Origin of the sequence: Rhodonellum sp. (assembly GCF_030656585.1) — a bacterium.
In the GTDB taxonomy this organism is placed as follows: Bacteria; Bacteroidota; Bacteroidia; order Cytophagales; family Cyclobacteriaceae; genus Rhodonellum; species Rhodonellum psychrophilum.
In genome coordinates, this window is the sequence record NZ_JAUSPP010000046.1 from 49,229 (window position 1) to 73,248 (window position 24,020).

Below are 24,020 nucleotides of genomic sequence, written 5' to 3' on the forward strand. Positions count from 1 at the left end.
ACATTTTATTTGGTATAAAAAACATTTAATTGTATGTTTGTTTATCGGAACTGATCTATCACCCAATTAGTTGATTTCCGCACCCGCTTTAATTTCTCAGATTATTCCGATGAAGGAAATAGGTATAAACAGTATGTTTAAGAAAATAATCTTTGAATCTTCAGAGATGGTTTTTTTGGCGGATGATACTTTTCCCTATAATATTTTTTATACCAATTCGGTTTTTGAACAACAGGTAGGACAATTCTTGGAAGATAAAAGCCTTGTGGGGCTGGGATTGGATATCAATTCTTATATTTTCAAGGAGGAGTTGATCATCGATTTTCACGGCAGAGCATATTCCTTTCATTTAGAGTTGCCCCAAGACAATGGCTCAAATTACTTTTTGTTTTACAAAGGCAAGGAAGTAAAGGGAAAGCATCTGCCTGATTATAAGGATTCAGAAGTGTTTTTTAAAAACAGCATTGATCTCATTGGGATCGGGCAGGAAAATTTTCTCACTTGGGTGAGCGATTCCATTTATGAACTTTTGGGATATTCTCCGGAGGAGCTAATCAATGTAGATCTTTGTCAATTTTTCCATCCGGATGATCTTGGGATGGTCAAAGAAATATTAATTGGGGCGAAAAAAGAGAAAGAAAAAAATCGATTTTCAGCAAGATTTTGCGCCAAATCAGGGGATTTCTTTTGGATCGACTGGCAGATTCATTTTATGGAAGGCAAGTTCTATGCCATTGGAAGAGATATTACCGAAAGTCAAAACAAAAAGATTGAGCGTGAAAGGCAAAATGAATTGCTTCGTCATGGGGTAGAAATAAATGGATTGGGTGTTTGGGAATGGGACCCGAAGGAACAGGCGTTTTATGGGAACGATTTATTGTATTCCATTCTTGAAATAGAAGAGGCAAAAGTATCTGGCATTGAACAATACATAGGTTTTTTCCTTCCTTCATTTCAACCGGTAATGCAAAAATCCTTGGATGATTTGTTTACCGAAGCCAAGGAATTTGACCTTGAGCTTAAGATAAAAACCGAAAAGGGAAATGAAAAATGGGTTAGGGTAACGGGAAAGCCAAGATTTAAGGATAATCAAGTGTCCACTGCACTTGGGACCTTTTGCGATATTTCTGAGAGAAAGTCCCATTTGGACGAAATCGGATTGTTTAAAGAACTTTATAACCTTTCGCCGGATGGGATTTTGGTGATGGACATAGCGGGCGAAATTATTTTTGCCAACCGAGAAATTCTTAGGAAGTCGGGCCTTGCTGATCCCAAAACAAAGAAATCCGATATCAGGGATTTGGCTATTGGCTTCTTGGATGGCGAAGTTTGGGAGGATTATCTATTGGATTTGAAAGAAAGCAATTCCAGGATTTTTCAAAGTGAACTCGGGCATGTTGATGGATCTAAATGCACAGTGGAGGTGAATTGCAATCTTATTCAAATCCAAGCCGTAAGTTATATCATTTCCTTTTTCCGGGATATTTCAGAAAGGGTATCCTTGGAGAAAACCTTAAGACAATCCTCCGATTTTTTATTGCATCTAGCGGATCAAGTCCCTGGAGCCCTTTATCAATTTGTGTTGGACAATGAAGGCAAAATGAATTTTTCCTATCTGAGCCCCGGCATCATGACCCTCCTCGATTTGACAGAAGAGGAATTTTCTAAAATCGGGGACATCAGTATGGTGATTTCGAAGATCCATCCTGAAGATATCAGTCAGGTCCTCAGTACCTCAGTTATTTCTGCCAGAAAAATATGCCCATGGTCGTGTCAGTTTAGGGTCAAAAAATCCGGTATTGGTGATTTCAAATGGGTAATGGGGGGAGCAAGACCCGAATTGCTGCCTAATGGGGATGTGGTTTGGTATGGCTACCTGACCGATATTTCCGAACAAAAGGATTTTGAAGCTGATCTGAAAAAAGCACGGGAATCAGCCGATGAAGCCAATAGGGTAAAATCCGAATTTCTTTCTATGATCAGTCATGATTTGAGGACGCCTTTGAATGCGATCTCTGGTTCGGTTTATTCTCTTGCCCAAGAGGAACATAGTTTTGCTCAGGGGGAAATAATCAATACAATCAGCTTTGCAGCAGATAATCTCATCATTATGATAAACGATCTCTTGGATTTTCAAAAGATCGAGGCTGGAAAACTATCCCTTGAGAACAAATCGATAAACCTGTCAGAGGTGGCAAGACAAGTCATCAAAGGCTTGGGATTCCATGCGAAAGAAAGCTTTAATAAATTGAACTTGTATTTAGACCCAGACCTTGATTTGATGGTGATGGGGGATAAGGTTAGAATTGCTCAGGTGCTCAATAATTTGATTACCAATGCCTTGAAGTTCACGAAAAATGGTCAGGTTGAAGTGTTCATGAAACTCAAGAGTGACCTTTCTGATAGGATAAATGTGTATTTTGAGGTGAAGGACAATGGGGTTGGCATTGCAAAAGAATATCAAGATAGGATTTTTGAGGATTTTGATCAAATTCAGTATTCTTTCAATAAGAAATATGGAGGAACTGGCTTAGGACTTTCCATTACAAAAAAGCTATTGGATAGAATGGGAAGCAAAATCAATTTGGAATCAGTACCCGGTTTTGGGTCTTCCTTCTTCTTTGACTTGGAATTGGAAAAGGCCAAAGTACTCCCGCAGCAGCCAAAGGAGATTTCCATTGAATCCACAAATAAGCCAAAAATCCTTGTTGCAGAGGACAATGATGTGAATGCTTTGGTTTTGGGCAAAATCATCAAGAAATGGGGATTTGAATTTGATAGAGTTTCGAATGGTGAAGCCGCTGTGGCCATGGTCAGAAATGGGAAATATGATTGTGTATTGATGGACATTCAAATGCCCATAATGGATGGGATAGAGGCAACAGCATTGATAAAAAACATTTCCTCGGTTCCAGTGATTGCGCTTACTGCGGCTTCCAAAGCAGAAATCTTGGAAAAGATACAAAAAAGCCAATTTGATAGTTTTGTTTCTAAACCGATAGATGCAGAAGAACTTCTGAAAAAAATAAAAGATTTGGTTTTGGATTTAAATTACATTTCCTGAGCCTTTTGATAGTATTCTTGGACCATTTCCAAATCTGGATCTTTTTGGAAAACTTCTCCAAGATACCTTAGGGATTGATCTTTTTCACCATTGAGGTAGTAATAAATCCCTTTGTTTCTTAGGGCATAAATGTTTTTTGGATTTTGTTTGAGGCTTAAATTTATATCCTGAAGGCCCTGGTCCAGCTTTCCCAAAAACAGAAAATACAGACCCCGGTTGTTGTAAAAATAAGCTTCTCTGTCGTTTTTTTGGATTGCTATTTCAACCCATTCCAAGGCTTTTGTGTACTCCTTTTCCTCGAAGGCGATCATGGATCGAAGGTTATAAATATTAGCCTCCTCCGGGTTTAATTTCCCTGCTTTTTCCAACTGCTTGCTTGCTTCCAAATACTCCTTTTGGTAGAATAGGATGGTGGCCTTGTTTACCAAGAGCTCTGTGTTTTCACTATCGATTTTGAGTCCTTTCTCGAAAGCATCCAATGCTTCTGGATATTTTTTCATCCGCTCGTGGACAAGTCCCAAAAGGAAATAACTTTTCCAATTTTCGGAATCCAGACGGATGAGTTGGTTGGCATCATCCAAAGCTTTGTAATATTCACCGTTATCCATTGAGGCAAGGCCCTTTTGAAACAAAGCGGCAGCATTATCGGGATTGATCCGAAGGACTTCTGCGTAATCCATGATCGCCTCATCCAGGCGATTGAGCTTTTGGTAAACAATCCCTCGGTTATAAAAAGCATCGGCAAACTCCCCATCGATCTTGAGTGCTTCACCGTAGAATTCTATGGCTCCCTGAAGGTCATTTTCTTTCAATTTTTCATTTCCTTTCAACAGGAATCTGCCTTTTTTGTCATTGGCACTATCACATCCCGAAAGTAAAATCAGGAGTAAAACGATTACGACCGTGAAATTATAGTTTTTCCAAATCATCTTTTTCATCATCAATTTCTTCTCCAAGCAGGAAAGCATAAGGTTTCGAGGATTCGCTTAATTCAAATATTTTTCTGAGAACTGCCAATGTGGGGATTATCAAGATCATCCCAATTACTCCCCATATCGAGGCTCCAATCAATAAGCCAATGAAAGTAATAAAGGCATTTAAGTTGACATTGCTACCAACGATTTTTGGCGTGAGGAAATTGCTTTCGATCAATTGGATAATCTGAAAGGCTACCACTACACCAATGGGATAGAATAAACTGTCCATCGTCAAAAATGCATATAAAGTTGGAAGAATAGCCCCTAAAAACGGCCCTAAATAGGGGATTATGTTGAGTACTGCAGCAAATACGGCAAAGAAAATGGCGTGTTTAATACCCAGCCCGAGAAGGACCGCAGTATTCATAACTGCCAATATGGCCATTACTTTCACCATTCCTATAATGTAGTTTTGGACCAGTCTGCGCAAATTCTTGATTTCTTTTCTTATATTTTCTTGGTCATTTTCGGCATATATCTTTACGATGAATTTTGTCAAGTGATCCCGATACAGCAAGAAGAAAAAGATAAAAACAGGGAGTAAAACGACGCCAGCAAGAGATCCTAAAGTCCCCAACACAAATTCTGAAATACTGGAACTATTGGATTGCAGCATATCGATGATATACTCCTGGTCGATGCCATTGCCGATACCTGTTTCCAGTTTGAAATTGCTCTTCAAAAAATCATCTACATCCCTCAGGTTGGAATTTAGTTTCCCTCCGACATCTTTCAAGTCCTTTGTAAAACTGGCGACTTGAGTAACGACGAAAGCAATAAATCCTACGATCAATAATAAACTTGAAAACAAAGCGAAAAAAGTGCTGATAATCCTTGAGAATTTTTTGCTTTCCAGCCATTCCGTGACGGGGGTGAGCAATACTGCAATAAATCCAGCTAAGAAAAGAGGGATTAAAATGCTTCTTCCAATAATCAATATAAACACAATGATGATGATCAAAGTTAGGATCGCCAATGCTTTCAGATAGGAGGGGATTTTGAATTTGGGCGGATTCATGTTGTTTTTTTAAAAAGATTTTGGAAGTATGTGATGAAATAAATGAGGGTGATTGTATTATTATAGAATCAGGTCAATTCAAATTTGATGACAACATTAAGGCCAATAATTATATTTTGGTAAAATTAGCGCTAATTTTGACCGATTCAAAAAAAGTGTTTAGATCGTGGAAAAGGAAAAGTCAAAATGGATTGTAGTAGCATTTTTGGTGAGTTTTGTGTTGCTCTTTGTCAAATTCTATTCTTATTCCCTTACCAATTCTACAGCAATCCTTACTGATGCCCTGGAGAGTATCGTAAATGTGGTGGCTGCGGGTTTTGCATCGTACAGTATTTATTTAAGTTCACGACCCAAGGATGACAATCACCCCTATGGTCATGGGAAAATCGAATTCTTTAGTGCAGGGGTAGAGGGTACTTTGATCATTCTTGCTGGAATTTTCATCATTTTTCAAGCGATCAATAATTTCTTTGACCCCCAGGAACTTGACCAATTGCCGATAGGGATTGCCTTAATTGGCATTTCAGGGCTTATCAACGGAATGCTTGGGTTTGTTCTTCAGAAAAAAGGGGTTGAACTAAAAAGCTTAACAATTGAGGCCAGCGGCAAGCACTTGATGACAGACGCCATTACCAGTTTGGTATTGATCTTGGGTGTGGCAATCATCTATTTTACAAGTCTGTATTATTTGGATTCTGTCATTTCCATATTGTTTTCCTTGTACATTATCTATTCAGGATATGCATTGGTGAGAAGATCTGTGGGTGGTTTGATGGATGAAGCGGATCCCAGTTCTGTCGAGGCCATTGTAGGGCTTCTCAACAAGACCAGAAAGCCAAATTGGATCGACATCCACAATTTGCGGGTGCAACAGTATGGAAGCGATCGACACATCGATCTCCATTTGACTCTTCCTTATTACCTTGATTTGAATCAAGTGCACGATGAGGTACAGGGCGTGGAAAAAGTATTGGAAGAAGATTGGCCGGGAATGATGGAGGTATTTATCCATGCTGATCCATGCATCCCTGAAAACTGTTGTCAATATTGCCAACTTACGGCTTGTCCGGTAAGAAAAGCACCGATTACGGTCAAGATTGAATGGACGGTAGCCAATATGTCCAAGAATCAAAAACATTATCATGATTCCGTATAATGCCTATTGTTTTTTGGGATAATTCAAACTCTACAGAACGCTTAGGCCTATCGCATATTGCTTTTTTTGATGTATTTTTTTTCAAAAAAAAACATTGTTCCTCGATTGTCTGCAAAATAGTTTGTATATTATACAAAAAAATAGCTATGAACGAGGACAAACAATTTCGATTGCTGTTGGCAGTTTCGTCAGTAGTGTGGTTGGTTCTTGTTGGATTCTTAATTATAATCTAACAAAGCCCAGGTTTTAAGGTCTGTTTTCAAACAGGAAATGCTTTTCAAATGGATTAGAAATTATAGAAAAGGGGTATGTTTATACATACCTTTTTTTATTGGCATCGTGTTCATCGCTTGATATGTGAAAGGAAGATTATCGAAGCCAAGTCATTTCGGTTATTTTTCAGAATTGGCTATAGACATTGTCCCAATCAATAATTTCACATCTACAAATTCCACCCGAGTCTTCTCCTCTTGTTGATTCAGGTGAATAGTCGAAAACAGGAATCTGACTTTTAAGCCTTCAAATTCCTTTTCCAAAGTCAAAGCTTCCTGCTCAAAATCAAATTTCGCATCAAGGTTTCTTTGGGCAATTAAATCCAATATCCAGGGTTTGATATCAAATGTCAAAGTTTTGTCGTTCCAAATCACTACCAATTTCTCATCAATGTCTGACGGAAAGTTGACACCTAAGCGGTTTTTGCCCAACTCCGTTTCCAAGGCTTCTTTAGGCTCGGCAGCAAACCAGGTATAATGGATCAAATAATCAAATCCTGATATTTCCGTTTGATTTTGAGATTTGGCCATCAAAACAATAGGTAGTAAGCCATTCTCTCCTTCCAACGGGCCAAAATCAAGTCTAAGGCCCATGGTTTCCATATAGAGAGTTGCCGGATCGGGTTTTTCCCATGGTTCCTTGTTTGCGGAGGCTTGGGAAATGAGCTGGCTCAAATCTTGGTCAAACCAGCTTTTCAGTTTTCCGAATCCATGAAAATCTCCCAAATATTTCAAAATCGAAGAAAGCTCTCCCAAATCTTTGGGTTTTATTTTCTGAATATTCCCAAGTTTTTCCCCTTGGAGATTCCCTTTGGTATCCATGTCCCAAATGACTTCATTTTGGATTTTTCCTCCCATTAAAATTCCGGAACCTTCCAACATTGTTTTTAATCGGTTCAGCTGGCTTTTTTCACTGATGGCAAACATCCCCCAAGGACCAAAGGACCCAATGAGCATGAAGAGACTGAGCGAAATGGGAATGGTTTTTAAATTTTTGAAACCCAAAATAAAATAGAATGAAATCAAGGAAAGCCAAATCCCCAACAAAATGATGATGTATCGGTTCACGGTTATCCCATATTGGCCAACTCGGATCCCTACCGCCACAAAAAGCAAAACAATTAAGGGGACCAATAGAAAATAATACACCTTAAAAAATTTCTTCATCCAAAGATTGTTTTCAGAATTTTGAAAGGGAAAGAGCAGCAGATTGGTGAAAACTCCCAAAATCGACACTGCAATGATCATGTAGGTGACAATTCCACTTGGCCAATCCCATGTCAAAATGATCTTTGCGCCATAGGCATACAAAATCACCAGGTAAACAGACAGCAAAGGCAAAAGAAGGTACTGCGAAAACACCTTTAGTTCTCTTGGGAAATTCGATTCAGATTCGGACTTTGAAAAATCTTCTGGGATACCAGACAAGAAAAACCAGGTATTGAATATTCCCACTACCACCAAGAACAGCCTAAGGTAAAATTCTGGTGTGATATCCAATTTAAACAATAGATGAACTGCCCCCAAAGCCAAAGTTAGACCCAAAAACAAGACAAAGGAGTAAAACGCCCCTGTAACCAAACGAATAAAAAGCACCTTGTTGTAATTCCAAAATGCATTCAAATCCTTGTTGGCCAGGTAGGGGGAAAATGCGACCACCAAATGAATCGCCAAAAAATAGACAATGTATCGGATATACGGGGCATGCGTATTTTCAGGAGCATCCCTGACAGGGAAATTCAAAAAAATCAATATTAAAACAAGGGTGGCAACCAAATAACCAAGAGGTTTTTGGAAGCCTTTCAAGATTTTTTTCTCTGATAAAACACCAACGGAAAAATAGAGAGGAATTCCCAATGCTGCCGTGAGCATCAAATTCAATCGGGTCAAATTCACCCAATCATTCTTTTCATGGACAAGAGAAATTGCCAAGCCAGTAGCCAAAACGGCCACAAAAAGACTCAAAGGGAATCTTTTTGCGGCCGTTTTGGCTGATTGTAAAATGAATTCTAAAGAAGGAAACCTCATTGGTCTTTCGTGGAGACAAGTCCAGCTCTTTTCAACAAGGCATCTGGTTTTGGCGCACGGCCTCTAAATCTTTCGAATAGGATAGACGGATGCTCTGTGCCACCTGCAGAAAGAATGTTGGTCATGAAAGACTCTGCTGTTTCCGGATCGAAAATCCCTTTTTCTTGGAACAATTCAAATGCATCCGCATCCAAAACCTCAGCCCATTTGTAGCTATAGTATCCCGCCGCATAACCCCCTTGAAAGATATGGGAAAAAGAAGTGCTCATCAAGGTGCCTTCGACATCTGGAAGCAAGTTGGTTTCTTTCATCGCTTCTTGCTCAAATTCTTTTATGTCGCTGATAAATCCTGGATCCACGCTGTGGAAAGCCATGTCCAATAGACTGAAGCTAATTTGTCTGAGCGTCTGATAACCCTGATGGAAATTCGACGCGTTTTTGATTTTTTCAATCAAGGAAGCCGGTATGGTTTCCCCGGTTTGATAATGTTGGGCAAACATGTCCAAACACTCTTTTTCATAACACCAGTTTTCAAATATCTGGGAAGGTAGCTCCACAAAATCCCAGAACACACTCGTTCCTGATAGGGATTCATAATTCCCTTTGGCGAGCATTCCGTGAAGCGCATGTCCAAACTCATGGAATAGGGTAGTGACTTCATTGAAAGTGAGCAGTGAAGGCTTGGTTTTGGTAGGTTTGGTAAAATTACAAACAATGGAGATGTGCGGTCTTTGGTCCACTCCATCCTTGATTTTCTGACCTCTGAAACTGGTCATCCAAGCACCATTTCTTTTTCCTGCTCTAGGGAAAAAATCCGCATAAAACACTGCCAAGTGCTTCCCTTTCAAGTCTTTCACTTCATATGCCGTGACTTCGGGGTGATAAACCGGGATTTCCTTATTGACCAAAAACTGAATGCCATAAAGCTTGCTGGCTGTACTGAACACACCTTCGATGACATTTTCCAACTTGAAATAAGGTCTTAGCAATTCATCGTCCACTTCAAATTTCTGTTTTTTGAGTTTTTCGGAATAATACCCAAAATCCCATTTCTGGAGAATGTCGATGTCTTCCAATGATTTTGCGAAAGCTTCCAATTCGGCTACTTCCTCCTGTGCTTTGGGCTTTGCTTTTTCCAAAAGATTGTGCAAAAATTCCATGACTTCGGGACCACTTTTGGCCATTCTTTCTTCCAATACAAAATCAGAAAAACTAGCATACCCCAGGAGAACTGCTCTTTCGTTTTTCAATTTGAGCATATCAAGAATGTGCTCCTTGTTGTCCAGTTCATCCCCTTTGCATGCTTTGGTATTGAAAGCGATGAAAAGTTCTTTCCTCAAATCTCGGCTATCAGCATATGTCAAAAAGGGGACATAGCTCGGATAAGCCAAAGTGAAAACCCATTTGCCGGCTTTTCCTTTTTCCTCTGCCGTTTGTGCGGCGGCTTCCTTTACGGCCTCAGGAAGTCCGTCCAAATCTTTTTCATTCTCCAAAACCAATTCGTATTTATTGGTTTCTGCAAGGACATTTTCGCCAAATTTCAGGCTCAGCTGGGATAAATCCCGGTCGATTTCCCTTAGGCGAAGTTTTTGGTCGCCATTCAGATTTGCCCCGTTTCTGACAAAGGATTTGTAGGTCTTGTCCAGGAGTGTTTTTTCTTCCTCCGTAAGCTGGAGCTGGTCTTTTTGTTGATGTACTTTTTGGACCAAGTCGAAAAGATTTTCGTCAAGAAGGATATCATTGCCGTGGGCAGTCAAAAGTGGGGAGATTTCCCTTGCCAATGCCTGGATTTTATCGTTGGTTTCGGCGCTGTTTAGGTTGAAAAAAATGGAGGAAACGATATTTAGTTTTTCCCCAGCATTGTCCAAAGCCGCTATTGTGTTTTTGAAATCTGGTGTGGCTACCTTCTTGATTTCCTCAATCTCTATTTTGGCTAATTTTATCGCTTCCTGGATGGCGGGAAGAAAATGGTCTGTCTGGATAAGATGGAAAGGAGAGGTATCAAATGGAGTATCGAAATTACTCAAAAGTGGATTCATATGGATTGTGTTTTAATATTGGAAAACTTACGAAAAGTGGACGTTCAAAGTTAAGCAATCTTTTTAAGCGGTATGAAATCCCCTGCCGATAATCCCCTGTTTTCAAAATGGATTTTTGTATCAAAAATTAAATTTTATGTCAAGGGAAAACCCGACTGGAATATTCCTCAAGAAAAGCAGCGGATGGAAAATTGCAATTGGAAATGAAAACGAAACTCTGGCTATACTGGCAGAGCATCCAATGGTGTATTCAGCCATTGGGTGCTCTGCGAATGCTTTATCTGTATGACATTACATAAAAAACCAACCAAATAAGCAAACCAAATCCATAGCTGCTCAAAACCACCAAAGTGGAAATTTTGAGGCTTCTATTGCTGATGCTGTGAAAACCCAAGATCAACAGCATCCAATATAGGATTTCAAAAAGATTCAGGGTTCGGAGGGGATAATGGAATTTTGTTGCGACTTCCTGAGGATTGATCCAAGAATAAAGTGATAAGGGTGCATAACCTTTTATTTCATCTGGAGTTAATTGACCCGAAGTCGTCATGATAAAAAGCAATTTGATCAATTCCGGAAAAATGAAGACGATCTCCGCGACCATCACAAATTGCCAAAGTTTTTTGAAGGACACTTTATAACCCCAAGAAAATGCCCCTATCCAAATGATAAATGCGATAACGGTAAATTTCCAGAGAAGGGCAAAAGGTGTCCATAAATAATTCAAGGCATTGAAGATAAAGAAAATGGAAAGCGAACCATCTTCCTGCAATTGTTCGTATCCGGGAATGGATTTAACGAGGACGTCATTGGTCAGAAATCGGATTGCATAGAATAGGAGCAACAGTAAAACAAAAAAAATGCGCTTATCGAAATTTATTGACTCTTCGATGCGTTGACCAATTTGGGATCTTACTTTGACCATTTGAGAAATTAAATGTTGTCAAATTTAATTTTTTGTTTGGAATACCATCTAATTTTACTAAAAATTTAAAAAAAATGCGAATTAAATTGGTGTTAACAGGCTTGATCTGGCTTTCTTTTTTTGGAAATTCGGAGGCACAACAAGCTTTGGCAATAGATAAAGTTGAGAATCCGGGATACCTTTTGTTGGATAAAAGTTTGCAATTCAGAATTACAGAATCTGTTAACAGTCTCTATAATTTTGATTTTGAATCTGCTGAAAGAGGTTTTCGGGTCTTACAATATCAATACCCGGAACATCCGCTTCCATATTTTTTGATGGCTTTAAGTCAATGGTGGAAAATAGCCCCGGATATAGAAAACAAAAGGTTCGATGATGCCTTTATCCGTCAAATGGATATGGTGATCCAAAAAGCAGACAAAATGTATGACCAAGACCCTACCAACAAGGAAGCTGCATTTTTTTTGGCAGGCGCATATGGATTCCAAGGCAGGTTATACAGTGAGCGAAAAAGCTGGACTCGGGCGACATTTGCGGGGAAAAATGCTCTGAAATACTTGAATTTGAGTAGGGGTGAGGATGAATTGAATCCTGAACTTATGCTCGGTGATGCCCTTTTCAATTATTTCTCAGTTTGGATTCCCGAAAATTACCCAATGTTGAAACCCATTGTGGCTTTTTTTCCAAAAGGGAACAAGGAACTTGGTCTGAAGCAATTGGAAGATGTGGCACAAAACGCCTTTTACGCAAGAGTGGAGGCACAGTATTTCCTTTTCAGGTTGTATGCTTCTGATGAAAAACAGCCCTACAAAGCCTTGGCCATCACGGATTATCTCCACCAGAAATTCCCCAATAACCCATATTTTCACCGGTCTTTTGCAAGGCATCTTTATGCAGTTGGCAGGATGGCAGAAGCAAAGGATGAATCTTTGGAAATCCTGAAAAGAATTGATGAAAAATGGAGTGGATATGAGTCGAATAGTGGAAGATATGCCGCATTTTACATTGCCCAATTTTTTGAGAAGACCAATAATGGGCTGGAGGCCAAAAAATATTATTTGAAGACACTGTCTTATGGAGAAGAATCCGAAAGTCAAGAAAGTGGGTATTACCTATATTCCTTGATAGCCTTGGGAAAACAGGCGAACCTGGAAAAAAACAAGCCTCAGGCCAAGGCTTATTTCAATCAAGTGAAGAAATATGCCAAGCGAAAACACCCTGCACACAAGGAAGCCAGAGATTATATCAAAAAGAATAAACTTTAAATCTTTTTGGACGTTTGCTTAAATGCGAATACAGGAGATTATTTGAATAATCAAGAGAACGTAATGGTTTTCAATCGAAAAAATCCTCCAATCCACTCAATAAAATAACAATATTTTGTATGTGTGGTCGTATTTTGTTGGGGAACGCTTTAAAACAAAAGTAAATTATATTAACTTTGTGCCACATATTATTTTGAAAATTCTTTAGATCATGGATAATAACATAAGAGTGAAATTCGATAAAATAGACCGAAAGATCCTTGAGATCCTACAGGCCAATGCAAAAATAACAAATGCTCAGCTTTCAAAAGATATAGGACTTTCTCCTGCCCCGACTCTGGAGCGTGTAAAAAAATTGGAGCAATCAGGAATCATCAAGAGCTACCATGCAAAATTGGACTCTGAAAAAATCGGTTTGGGTGTAAGTACTTTTGTACTTGTCAGTTTGATCGGTCACAATAAAGGCAATATTGATGCTTTTATGAAAGAGATCAACGAAATCCAAGAAGTCATTGAATGTCACCATATCACAGGTACAGGTGATTTTATTTTGAAAATCATTGCAAAAGACATCACTTCTTACCAGAAATTGATGTTGGAAAAGGTAAGTGAAATCAGGGAAGTGGATTCCATGCAGTCTATGGTAATTCTTTCTACTTTTAAGGATAGCAAAGTATTGCCTATTCCAGTCTGATAAGCCGATTCAAATCATTGAAAGGGTGGCTGATCGTCACCCTTTTTTTATGGACAATACTATGGAAAATCCTTGGAAAACCAAGAAAATAAAACCTATCTACGAAAATCCCTGGATCAAAATCGAGGAACACGATGTGATCAACCCTTCTGGAAATGATGGGATCTATGGCAAAGTTTGTTTTAAGAATAAAGCCATTGGAATCATCCCCGTGGATGAAAATGGAAACACTTGGCTCGTCGGCCAATACCGATATGCCTTGAATGAATATTCCTGGGAAATACCGATGGGCGGTAGTCCCAACGACCTGGATATTCTGCTTGGTGCGCAACGGGAATTGAAGGAAGAAACAGGTTATAGTGCAAAAAAATGGACTCAAATCATGCGGATCCACCCTTCCAATTCCGTGACCGATGAGGAAGGGTTTGTATTCCTTGCAGAAGAACTGACTCCGGGAGAAACGGAATTTGAGGAAACCGAAAAAATCATTGTGCTTAAATTGCCACTTAAAGAAGCGATCCAAAAGGTCATGGATGGGGAAATTACGGACAGTATTTCCATCGCCGGGCTTCTAAAAGTTGCGAAATTATTCAATATTTGAATTTAGATCATCAATTTTACCTTCACCATGTCTCTGATCAATTTTAAAGACCATTATTCTAAGACTTTTTATTTGGCTTATCCTGTCATGTTGAGCCAATTGGGGCAGGTATTGGTAGGAGTTGCAGACAGCATGATGGTGGGTCGATTGGGGGCAATACCACTGGCGGCGGCATCTTTGGCGAACAGCATCTTCTTTGTGGTCCTGATGTTTGGCATTGGCGTGTCCATGGCGATTACACCCATGGTGGCGATGGCAGATGGGAAGGAGAAAAAAGGAAGGATTGCCAAACTTTTCCGACATGGATTTGTCCTGAACATGGCAACGGGTATTGTCCTATTTATTTTTATTCTCCTCTTTTCTCCCGCATTGGAATTCATGAATCAGCCTCAGGAGGTCGTGGTTTTGGCGATTCCGTACTTGGCCATTATCACCTTGTCCCTCTTGCCGTTTATGTTTTTTCAAACCTTCAAACAATTTGCCGAAGGACTTTCACAAACCAAGCAGGCCATGTACATCACTATTTTTTGCAATGGATTGAATGTTTTTTTGAATTGGGTCATGATTTATGGGAATTTGGGTTTTCCGGCATTGGGACTGAACGGTGCTGGTTGGGCAACTTTGATTTCCAGGGTTTTGATGGGTTTGATGATGGCTTATTATGTCTGGAATTCAAAGAGATACAAAAATTTCAACATCAATTTTAGTCTCAAAAATCTCAGTTTCCCGATGATTTCCAAGCTGATGAAGATTGGAATTCCTACTGGAATGCAATTTGTATTTGAGGTTGGCGCCTTTAGTACTGCCGCAATCATGATGGGTTGGATAGGCGTCAATGCTTTGGCAGCACATCAGATAGCGATCAACCTTGCTTCGGTCAGCTACATGATGGCCTCAGGCTTGTCTTCCGCCGCAATGGTGAGGGTTGGGAATCAATTGGGTAGAAACGATATAAAAACCCTCCGAGAAGCAGGTTTTACGGTATTTGCGATGGTTGCTTTGTTTATGTGTTGTTTCGCGGTTCTCTTTATTTTGTTTCGGAATTTCCTTCCCTCCCTGTATATCGATGATCCAGAAGTGATCAAAATGAGTGCAAGTTTATTGGTTGTAGCAGGATTGTTTCAATTATCCGATGGTATTCAAGTGGTGGGACTTGGTGCACTGAGGGGGATGTCAGATGTTAAGATGCCAACCATCGTTACATTGATAGCCTATTGGGTGATTGGCTTGCCACTGGGTTATGTCTTGGCATTTGTTTATGGATTCGAAGAACTGGGGATTTGGTATGGACTATTGATTGGGCTTACCCTCACCGGGGGGATGCTGCTCTACAGGTTCAATAGTTTAAGTGCCCGGCTTTTGGTCAATAAAGAAGCGCAAAAAATCTCTGGTGTAGTTTAGTTTTTTTTATCTTTTTTTATTCCCTATTTTCAGAAAAAAAAATGGAAGAAAAAGAGGCCAAACCATCGCGTTTTTCAAGAATTGTAATCACCGAGTTGATGATCCCCTCGTATGCCAATTTTGGAGGAAAGATCCATGGAGGAATACTTCTTTCTCTTATGGACAAGGTTGCGTATGCTACTGCGAGCAAACACAGCGGGGCTTATTGTGTGACTGTTTCTGTGGATACTGTGGACTTTTTACAACCAGTGGAAGTTGGGGAGTTGGTTTCATTGATGGGCTCCATCAATTATGTTGGGAATAGTTCAATGGTCATTGGGATCAAGGTGATTTCGGAAAACGTAAAAACCGGCACAATCAAACATACCAACACCTGCTATTTTACGATGGTGGCCAAAGGGGATGACGACAAACCGACCCTTGTTCCAAAGCTTATCCTAGAAGACAAAACCGATGTCAGGAGATTTGTGGAGGCCATTTATAGAAGACAATTCAAGAGAGAATACGAAGAAAACCTAAGTAAAATCAAAGAAGACTGGGATAAGCAGGAAATAGAGATTTTACTTTCCAACCACCGTTGTATCAATCAATCCCATTAAAATATGAAAAAATGTTTTCTGCTTTTTGGAGCATTTCTACTCCTTAGCCAACTTGTTTTTGCCCAACATCCCCATATTTTGTCCGAACGGGCCAGAGCCAATGTCATTGATCAATGGCTGGAAGAAAGAATACAAACCGTGTTGCCTGAAATCATGGACCGCACTGGAATTGATATGTGGGTGATCATCTCTCGAGAATACAATGAGGATCCTGTGATCAAAACATTCTTGCCCGCGACATGGCATGCTGCCCGTCGTAGGACAATGCTGGTCATGTTCAAGCCAGAAGGAAGCCGTGAGGTGGAAAGCCTTGCTGTTGCAAGATATGCAGTGGGAAAATCCTTCCAAAAAGCCTGGGATCCCGATACGGAGCCAGATCAATGGAAAGCGCTTGCACAATTGATTTCAGATCGAAATCCCAAAAAAATAGGAATCAACATGGCCAAGGATTATGGACATGCCGATGGCTTGAATGTCACGGAATACAATTCCCTGATCGAAAATCTTCCTGAGGAATTAAAAAGCAGAGTCACTTCGGCACAGGATCTTGCTGTGGGTTGGTTGGAGACAAGGACTGCCTCAGAGATGGCGACTTACAAACACCTCCAAACCATTGCCAACACAATCATTGCTGAAGGATTGTCCGAGGCTGTCATTACGCCAGGAGTCACCACGACAGAGGATGTGGTATGGTGGTATAGGGAAAGAATACGAGAGTTGAAACTTGATACTTGGTTTCACCCTACCGTGGACATTCAAAGGGCCGATCCATCTTCTCAAGAACATTTGAGGTCATTTGCCGTGAAGCCGGAATCTGCCGTGATCATGCCCGGCGATTTGTTGCACATTGATTTTGGGATCACTTATTTGAGATTGAATACAGATACGCAGCAATTGGCATACGTACTCAAGCCTGATGAAAAACAAATCCCTCAATATCTCAAAGATGCGCTTATGGTCGGAAACCGGTTACAGGATATCTTGACTTCCCAATTTGTCGCAGGAAGATCCGGCAATGCCATTTTAAGGGAAACCAGAAAAATAATGGAAAAGGAAGGGATAAAAGGGAGTATTTATTCCCATCCGCTTGGGTTTTATGGACACGCGTCTGGACCTACCATCGGTATGTGGGACAATCAAGGTGATACACCTGGAGCCGGTGATTATCCCTTGTTCCCAAATACCGCCTATGCGATTGAACTCAATGCGGTTGTTTTTGTAAAAGAATGGAATAAAGACATTCGGGTCATGTTGGAAGAAGGAGCTTTTTTTGACGGAGAAAAAGTAACCTATTTTGATGGACGCCAAAGAGAAATCCTCGCTATTCCCAGGATCCGACCCTATTTGGGAAATTGATAACAACCTTCTTTATCAGATTTGAAAAGACAAGCTAAAAGTTTGTCTTTTCTTCTTTCACTTCCTCAGTAAATTGTTCCATCAGGCCATTGGTGACAAACCAATGGCCCATTACGTAAAAAACCAAAGTCAACCCGTCCCACAAACCGTCTTTCGATGAAAAATTCATACCCATAAATATATCGCTCACCAAAAAAAACAATGCACCCCTGATTACCATTGAATAATTATTTCGAGAAACATAAAATCTTCGGTTGAGGGCCATTAAAACAGCCAAGACACTCACCATTCCATAGATCAGTCCAGGGAGGAAAAAGTCGCCAAGCGACTTTTAAAAATAGAAAAAAGCACCTAAAAGTATAAATGTAGTGATTATTTCAGGCCATCTTTTATTCCAACTCACGATATGGAAGCGTGTATTTTTTGAGGATAAAAAGTACAACATCACATAAGCGACTTTTGAAACAATAAAGGTACAAAGACCCAAAAGTTTAAAGAGGCTTTCTTCAACAGTCACGATGAACAACAAATCTCCCATAAACGAAAAAAAAGTAGCCACAAGAAGCAATGGGATTAGTGGATGCTCTAAATTTTTGAATTTGATTAAAATAATTCCGATTAGAATGGGAACAATCATTGGTTTGAAAATTAAATATCCAATATTGAAACCCAAAAAAAACGATACGATGCAGCAGGATGAAGTAAATATATATCCTTTTGTCAATATTTTATTTAGATTCAACATCTGAATACCATTTAAAAAGCTACATTAATTTACACTTATTTAAGAATAAAAAATAGAAAAAACACAAAATAAAGATTGATAATTCTTAGAATATCGATAAAACAATTTTTTTATCTTTCTTTGCTTTATTTCCGCATAAATAAAAAATTTAGGATAAGATCCAGCATGGTTCAGTGCTTATTCTCTAGTGCCGAACGTCCTTCAATTCCTTAGGTAAAAAGAAAAGGTATGAAAAAGCGAATAAGGAAGTGATTGCACCCAATGAAAATACGAGTGGAAAGTTACTTGGGTCATTGTTGTAAGACCATCCCGAAACCAAAGCCCCAATCCCAATTCCAGCTTCCAAAGCAATGTACATGGTGGCCAAGGCACGCCCCCTCAAAGCATCTAATGATAGATCAATCGTCCAGGCTGAGACCGTTGGAGAATTCATTCCTGTGGAACAACCGAAAATAACCGCACCAAAAAGGAACATGTTTTTGGTGGTGGCGAATCCAATGACCACCATAGAAATGGCCATAGAAAGTGTCGCGATTTTCATCACCGGAATTCTTCCATATCGATCGGATGCTTTTCCTGCAAGGATTCGAATACCAAGCGATGCAAGTGTGAAAACAGCAAAAAACAAACCCTTGTTTTTGATGCCCAAGCTTTCGGAAAAGTCAGGGATAATCGTCAAAACCGTACCAAAGCAAAAAACAGTCAAGAAAAGAACAAGGGATGGGGCCAGCACTCTTTTCTCAATGATTTCGTGTCTGTTTAGCTTGAAATGATGGATCTGAAGAGGTTCTTTGTCTTTTACAGTCTCTTTTAAGCCGATCAAAATGAGGATGGAAAGAACAGCAGTGAACGAAGACGTATAAAAAAGTGGGTTGATCCCCCATATTCCCGCGATATATCCGCCCAAGGCTGGACCTGCAGCCATTCCCAATGAGCCGAAAAGCGATTGGATTCCCATGGCCTCACCTCTTCTGGTAAAAGGCACGATATCGGCCACATAGGCAGAAATACCAGTAGGAGTGAATCCAGTAGAAAACCCATGGAAAAACCTTAACAATAAGAATCCCGCAATTGAACTGATCAAGGGATAAAGGAGACTTGCAAAAATACAGATGACGGCACCAAAGATCATCACTGGGACCCTTCCGATCTTGTCAGCAAGTTTACCACTAAAAGGCCTCGATAACCCTGCCGTAAGGGTGAAAAGTGAGATGATCAACCCCTTGTAATCTTCACCGCCCAAGGAGCTCAGGTAGGAGGGCAGTTCCGGGATAATCATGTTGAAGCTTGCAAAAAACAGAAATGAGCTGGCGCAAAGCAAAAAGAAATCCAGTGTAAAAAATGCAGGGAGGATTTTCATTTCTTGAATTTTGAAACAAGTACAAAGAACAGGTTCTCGAGCAACAATGAATTGCAGAAAAACCTGTTCTTTGTACTTTGGGAGTTAATCTTGTTTGGCCTCTTCCTCACTTTGGGCGAGTAGGTAGGCTTTGATAAAGTCATTCAGGCCACCATCCAAAACAGTTTGAACGTCGGAGGTTTCATGCCCAGTTCTTGCATCCTTCACCAATTTATAGGGATGAAGCACATAGTTTCGGATCTGTGAACCAAAATCGACCCTTAACTTACCGGATTCGACCTTTGCCCTTGCTGCATTTCTTTTCTCCATCTCCAATTGATAAAGTCTTGATTTTAGCATCTGCATCGCCTTTTCCCGGTTGGCAAGTTGGGAACGTTCTATCTGACAAACCACCACGATGCCTGTTGGCTTATGGGTCAGCTGAACTTTGGTTTCCACTTTGTTCACGTTCTGACCACCGGCTCCTCCGGATCTGGATGTATGAAGATCCACGTCACCAGGATTGATTTCGATTTCGATCGTATCGTCCACCACGGGATAAGCATATACCGAAGCAAAAGAAGTATGTCTTCTTCCACCACTGTCAAAGGGTGAAATCCTGACCAATCGGTGTACACCGATTTCTGATTTCAAGAAACCATAAGCCAGGGGACCATCAAATTCCAAAGTAACGGATTTTATTCCTGCAACTTCACCTTCCTGAAGGTCCACTTCCCGAACTTTGTAGCCGTTTTTTTCTCCCCACATGATGTACATCCGCATTAAAATGGATGCCCAATCATTGCTTTCGGTACCACCGGCACCGGGATTTATTTCAACCATCGCACTGAGTTGGTCTTCCTCGTTGCTCAGCATTTTTTTGAGCTCCAATTCTTCAACTTCTGTTTCGACTTTTTTGAATTCAGCTTTAATCTCCTCCTCGGAAACATCACCCATTCCATAAAAATCAAACAAAACCTCTAAATCCTGTATATGGGTTTCTGCTTTTTCATAAACACTCGTCCATGCTTTTCGGGCTTGGATTTGTTTCATGATTTTTTCTGCCTCTTCCGGAATATTCCAGAATTCAGGTTGGGCAGATACAGCCTCTAAATCTTCGATCTCAGCTTTCTTACGATCGTAGTCAAAGATACCTCCTCAAGGCCGAAATACGGGCCTTCAAGTCTTTCAACTTGTCTGATGTCATAATTTATTTTGTTTTTTTGAGATGCAAAAGTCGTAAAAATTCCCTTCTAAACCTATTTCCCCCTATTCGCCATAAAGAACGATTAGCTGGATTTTGTTCCTGCCCTTGTTCTCAAAATACCGGTAGCGAATCCTAGAAAGAATAAAACCAGTACCTATCATGATGCCTGATGTCACCAACGTCCCTTGTCCAATGGATGGTCTTCCTTCCTGATATAGACCATTTACACCATCCGCCAACAAAAAGACGAATCCTCCTGCCATGCCTAAAGTAGAAAGATTTTTGAGCGTTCTATTTCGTGGGTCTTTGTCGTAGATGTCTATGGAAACAATATCCTCTGGTCTCAGTACATTTTCAGATAAAACAAGGATATCATTTTGAATGTCGGTAATCCTATCTGTAATGAAAAAATCATTGGTTTTTGATTTGTAGGTAATGATTTCTCCGATTTCATATTTTAATCTCGTCTTCTGGTTGGATCCCTTTTGGAGCAATAAGAATTTTTGTGAAACAGCCTCATTTGATCCGAAAAAAAATACCATCGAAATCAACAGCCAGAATTTCTTGATAGTGCGTTGGTCCATTTTGGTTAGGAATAGAATCAATATTTAGAAATTGAAATTATGGGATTTATTCGTTTTTCAAAAGCGAAGGGTCCGATTCGGTCTTGAGGATTTTCTTTCTGAATAGCAGCGATTCCCTTAGTTTTGGAAATTTTATTGCCTTGTCAAAATCTGATCAAACCTAATTTTATGGCTTACTCTTCAAAAACAAAAGAGCTTAATGACGATCACTAAGCTCTTTTACTTGATTCCAATTAGAAAATCATTCGAATTATAAGAAACCTATTTGATCTTAATTATCCAGTCATGAGTATCCGCAATTTTGCCGTATTTGATGGCGTCCAAGGTATTCAAGATTTTGGAGGAAAATGAATCTTCCTTAATTTCAGGAAGCACATAATCACGGCCATTGATATGGATTTTCGAGATATGCGCAATCGTGGCCGCTGTTCCAGTTCCAAAGGCCTCTTGGAGGGTGCCGTTTCTCAAGGAATCTTCAAGTTCTGTTACCCTCAAAAATCTCTCTTCCACTTTCACACCCATTTCCTTTGCCAGTGTCAAAACACTGTCTCTTGTAATTCCTTTCAGGATGGTTCCTGTAGTGGTAGGGGCAGTGATTAATGCATTGTTGATCAAGAACATGACATTCATGGTCCCGCTTTCTTCGATATGCTGATGCGATTTCCCATCAGTCCAAAGAAGCTGATCATAGCCCTCTTTTTGGGCTTGAAGCGCGGGTAGTAAAGATGCAGCATAATTTCCGGCAGCTTTTGCTGCTCCCGTACCGCCTTCTGCTGCCCGGGTATATTGGCATTCGACTTTTACCGAAACCGGCTTGGAATAATAAGCACCAACCGGGCAGGTGAAAATCATGAATTTGTATTTTTCTGATGGCCTGATACCCAAGTAGTCATCTGTGGCAAATATAAAGGGCCTTACATAAAGTGAGTAACCCGGCCTGTTTGGAATCCAATCCTTGTCAAGTTCCAATAGTTGACTTAGACCTTCCATGAATAATTCTTCTGGGACTTCTGGTATGCACAGCCTTTTGGCGGATTCATTTAGTCTTTTTTGATTGGCATCGGCTCTGAAAACAAGGATTTCCCCTGCTTCATTTTTATAAGCTTTCATCCCTTCAAATACAGATTGACCATAATGCAACGTAGCATTTGCAGGATTTAGGGACAAGGGTGCATAAGGTTCTATCCTTGCATTCGACCATTCTCCATCTGCGTAATCGGCAACAAACATATGGTCACTGATGGTTTTGCCAAAGACCAAATTCGTGAAATCCGTATCGGGGATTTTTGAAGCATTGATTTTGGTGATATCGATCTTTAGGGTGGTATTATTCATGGTGTTAGGATCTTGGTTTCCAGGTTACTTCTTCTGTTCCTAATTCTTGGGCCATCAATCTGCCCAAAACGAAAAGGTAATCCGAAAGTCTGTTCAAATATTTGATTATGATTTCATCAACGGGCTCCATTTCCATGAGCGCAATGACGCAGCGTTCAGTTCTTCGGCATACCGTTCTTGCCAAATGGCAGAAAGAAACCGATTGGTGTCCTCCGGGAAGTATAAAATTACGCAAAGTGGGAAGATTCGCTTCCATTAAGTCAATTTCTTTTTCCAGGGCCTCCAAATCCGATAGATGCAGATCTGGTTTTTTCAGGTTTTCCTTGCCAGGTTCTGAGGCCAATGTTGCCCCAATGGTGAATAGCCTGTCTTGGACTTCTTTGAGAAATCCGCTCCTGTTTTGATTGATTTCCTGATCCCTCAGCAAACCGATGAAAGCATTGAATTCATCGACTGTTCCATATGCTTCGATTCTCAAATGGGCCTTGGATACTCTTTTCCCACCAAAAAGGGAAGTGGAACCGGAATCTCCGGTTTTCGTATAAATTTTCATTCAAATCCGTAATTAGAGATTGTTAATTGCCTATTGCAGGGGATTGCAAAATTAGCAATCTATTTGCAATAACTTAAATGTTTTTATTCGGCAACGATGGGCTGATGACCTCTGATCGGATTTGGGTTGATATAATCGGATTCAACCAAACCATCTCTTAATCTTACAATCCTGTGTGCATAATGTGCAATGTCATCTTCGTGGGTCACCATGATGATGGTATTTCCTTTCTGGTGAAGCTCGTCAAACAGCTCCATGATGCCGTAAGAGGTTTTGGAGTCAAGATTTCCAGTGGGCTCATCTGCCAGGATAATGCTGGGATCATTCACCAAAGCCCTGGCGATCGCCACTCTTTGTCTTTGACCTCCAGAGAGTTCGTTTGGGCGATGATTGACGCGGTCGTCCAAACCCACACTTTGGAGGGCTTTGAAGGCTTTTTCAGAGCGGTCTGCTTTGTTCAAGCCTGCATAGATCAAGGGAAGCGCCACATTTTCAAGGCAGGTTGCCCTTGGTAAAAGGTTAAATGTCTGAAATACGAACCCGATTTCCTTATTTCGGATTTCGGCCAACTCATTCTCAGACATATCACTTACGTCCTTGTCTGCCAAAATATAAGAACCTGAAGTGGGCGTGTCCAGACAACCAATGATGTTCATCAAGGTTGATTTTCCGGATCCTGATGGCCCCATAAAAGCAACATATTCACCTTTGTTGATCGTAATGGAAACTGATTTTAAGGCTTGTATTTCCTCCATACCCATCCGGTAAGTTTTCTGGATTTGCGTGGTTTCTATTATTTTTTTCATCAGTGAGTTGTTTAAGCTTTGAATCTAATGGGAAAAGTGAAAAAGAAAAAGTTTCT

General features: G+C 40.2%; 19 protein-coding genes and 1 pseudogene. 8 read left to right on the plus strand and 12 right to left on the minus strand.

All coding sequences use genetic code 11. The annotated features are described in order from the left end of the window. Positions 1-133 precede the first annotated feature (133 nt). On the plus strand, positions 134-3,064 hold the full coding sequence (locus Q7J63_RS11760) for a PAS domain S-box protein (RefSeq protein ID WP_304886326.1): 2,931 nt from the start codon (positions 134-136) through the stop codon (positions 3,062-3,064). On the opposite strand, the gene Q7J63_RS11765 is transcribed toward Q7J63_RS11760, so the two are convergent. Beyond that, a complete protein-coding gene (locus Q7J63_RS11765; RefSeq protein ID WP_304886328.1) occupies positions 3,052-3,993 on the minus strand; it encodes a tetratricopeptide repeat protein in 942 nt (313 codons plus the stop codon). The genes Q7J63_RS11760 and Q7J63_RS11765 overlap by 13 nt on opposite strands. Further along, positions 3,974-5,059: an AI-2E family transporter gene (locus Q7J63_RS11770; protein ID WP_304886330.1), complete on the minus strand. Its 1,086-nt coding sequence runs from the start codon at positions 5,057-5,059 to the stop codon at positions 3,974-3,976. The genes Q7J63_RS11765 and Q7J63_RS11770 overlap by 20 nt, the downstream gene beginning before the upstream one ends. Before the next feature lie 166 nt (positions 5,060-5,225). Here Q7J63_RS11770 and Q7J63_RS11775 point away from each other — a divergent pair, with 166 nt between their 5' ends. After that, on the plus strand, positions 5,226-6,215 hold the full coding sequence (locus Q7J63_RS11775; RefSeq protein ID WP_304886332.1) for a cation diffusion facilitator family transporter: 990 nt from the start codon (positions 5,226-5,228) through the stop codon (positions 6,213-6,215). 392 nt (positions 6,216-6,607) lie between these two features. On the opposite strand, the gene Q7J63_RS11780 is transcribed toward Q7J63_RS11775, so the two are convergent. The 3 genes from Q7J63_RS11780 to Q7J63_RS11790 form a co-directional block, all read right to left on the minus strand. After that, positions 6,608-8,452 carry a DUF4153 domain-containing protein gene (locus tag Q7J63_RS11780; RefSeq protein WP_304886334.1) on the minus strand — a complete coding sequence of 615 codons (1,845 nt, stop codon included), beginning with the start codon at positions 8,450-8,452 and terminating at the stop codon, positions 6,608-6,610. Between the two features lie 59 nt (positions 8,453-8,511). Further along, complete coding sequence (locus Q7J63_RS11785; RefSeq protein WP_304886336.1) at positions 8,512-10,554, minus strand: M3 family metallopeptidase; 2,043 nt, start codon at positions 10,552-10,554, stop codon at positions 8,512-8,514. Positions 10,555-10,831: 277 nt separating this feature from the next. Continuing rightward, positions 10,832-11,479, minus strand: coding sequence for a sulfate ABC transporter permease (locus Q7J63_RS11790; protein WP_304886338.1), 648 nt, complete (start codon positions 11,477-11,479; stop codon positions 10,832-10,834). Positions 11,480-11,553: 74 nt separating this feature from the next. On the opposite strand from Q7J63_RS11790, the gene Q7J63_RS11795 reads away from it, so the two are divergent. The 6 genes from Q7J63_RS11795 (at position 11,554) to Q7J63_RS11820 (ending at position 17,395) form a co-directional block, all read left to right on the plus strand. Next, the gene (locus tag Q7J63_RS11795; protein ID WP_019597225.1) at positions 11,554-12,744 is read left to right on the plus strand and encodes a hypothetical protein; all 1,191 of its coding nucleotides are present in this window, start codon (positions 11,554-11,556) and stop codon (positions 12,742-12,744) included. Positions 12,745-12,955: 211 nt separating this feature from the next. Then, the gene (locus Q7J63_RS11800; RefSeq protein WP_019597224.1) at positions 12,956-13,438 is read left to right on the plus strand and encodes an Lrp/AsnC family transcriptional regulator; all 483 of its coding nucleotides are present in this window, start codon (positions 12,956-12,958) and stop codon (positions 13,436-13,438) included. A 61-nt stretch (positions 13,439-13,499) separates the two neighbouring features. Then, positions 13,500-14,039 (plus strand): NUDIX hydrolase, encoded by a 540-nt coding sequence (locus Q7J63_RS11805; RefSeq protein ID WP_304886431.1) that lies wholly within the window; start codon positions 13,500-13,502, stop codon positions 14,037-14,039. A gap of 27 nt (positions 14,040-14,066) precedes the next feature. Beyond that, the gene (locus Q7J63_RS11810) at positions 14,067-15,440 is read left to right on the plus strand and encodes an MATE family efflux transporter (protein WP_019597222.1); all 1,374 of its coding nucleotides are present in this window, start codon (positions 14,067-14,069) and stop codon (positions 15,438-15,440) included. Between the two features lie 41 nt (positions 15,441-15,481). Then, complete coding sequence (locus Q7J63_RS11815) at positions 15,482-16,039, plus strand: acyl-CoA thioesterase (protein ID WP_019597221.1); 558 nt, start codon at positions 15,482-15,484, stop codon at positions 16,037-16,039. A gap of 3 nt (positions 16,040-16,042) precedes the next feature. Beyond that, on the plus strand, positions 16,043-17,395 hold the full coding sequence (locus Q7J63_RS11820; protein ID WP_304886343.1) for a M24 family metallopeptidase: 1,353 nt from the start codon (positions 16,043-16,045) through the stop codon (positions 17,393-17,395). Between the two features lie 34 nt (positions 17,396-17,429). Here Q7J63_RS11820 and Q7J63_RS11825 read toward each other — a convergent pair. The 7 genes and pseudogenes from Q7J63_RS11825 to Q7J63_RS11855 form a co-directional block, all read right to left on the minus strand. After that, positions 17,430-18,140, minus strand: a pseudogene (locus Q7J63_RS11825) (lysoplasmalogenase family protein). Between the two features lie 184 nt (positions 18,141-18,324). Beyond that, a complete protein-coding gene (locus tag Q7J63_RS11830; RefSeq protein ID WP_019597217.1) occupies positions 18,325-19,500 on the minus strand; it encodes an MFS transporter in 1,176 nt (391 codons plus the stop codon). Between the two features lie 84 nt (positions 19,501-19,584). Beyond that, a protein-coding gene (prfB, locus tag Q7J63_RS11835) for a peptide chain release factor 2 (RefSeq protein WP_139189650.1) occupies positions 19,585-20,686 on the minus strand; the annotation gives its coding sequence in 2 pieces (ribosomal slippage) (positions 19,585-20,625 and positions 20,627-20,686; 1,101 coding nt in all). A gap of 62 nt (positions 20,687-20,748) precedes the next feature. Further along, positions 20,749-21,270, minus strand: a complete 522-nt coding sequence (locus Q7J63_RS11840; RefSeq protein WP_304886346.1) for a hypothetical protein — start codon at positions 21,268-21,270, stop codon at positions 20,749-20,751. A 261-nt stretch (positions 21,271-21,531) separates the two neighbouring features. Beyond that, positions 21,532-22,605, minus strand: a complete 1,074-nt coding sequence (locus Q7J63_RS11845) for a branched-chain amino acid aminotransferase (protein WP_304886347.1) — start codon at positions 22,603-22,605, stop codon at positions 21,532-21,534. A 4-nt stretch (positions 22,606-22,609) separates the two neighbouring features. Beyond that, positions 22,610-23,158, minus strand: coding sequence for a cob(I)yrinic acid a,c-diamide adenosyltransferase (locus tag Q7J63_RS11850; protein ID WP_019597212.1), 549 nt, complete (start codon positions 23,156-23,158; stop codon positions 22,610-22,612). A gap of 83 nt (positions 23,159-23,241) precedes the next feature. Then, a complete protein-coding gene (locus tag Q7J63_RS11855) occupies positions 23,242-23,964 on the minus strand; it encodes an ABC transporter ATP-binding protein (RefSeq protein WP_019597211.1) in 723 nt (240 codons plus the stop codon). Positions 23,965-24,020 lie beyond the last annotated feature (56 nt).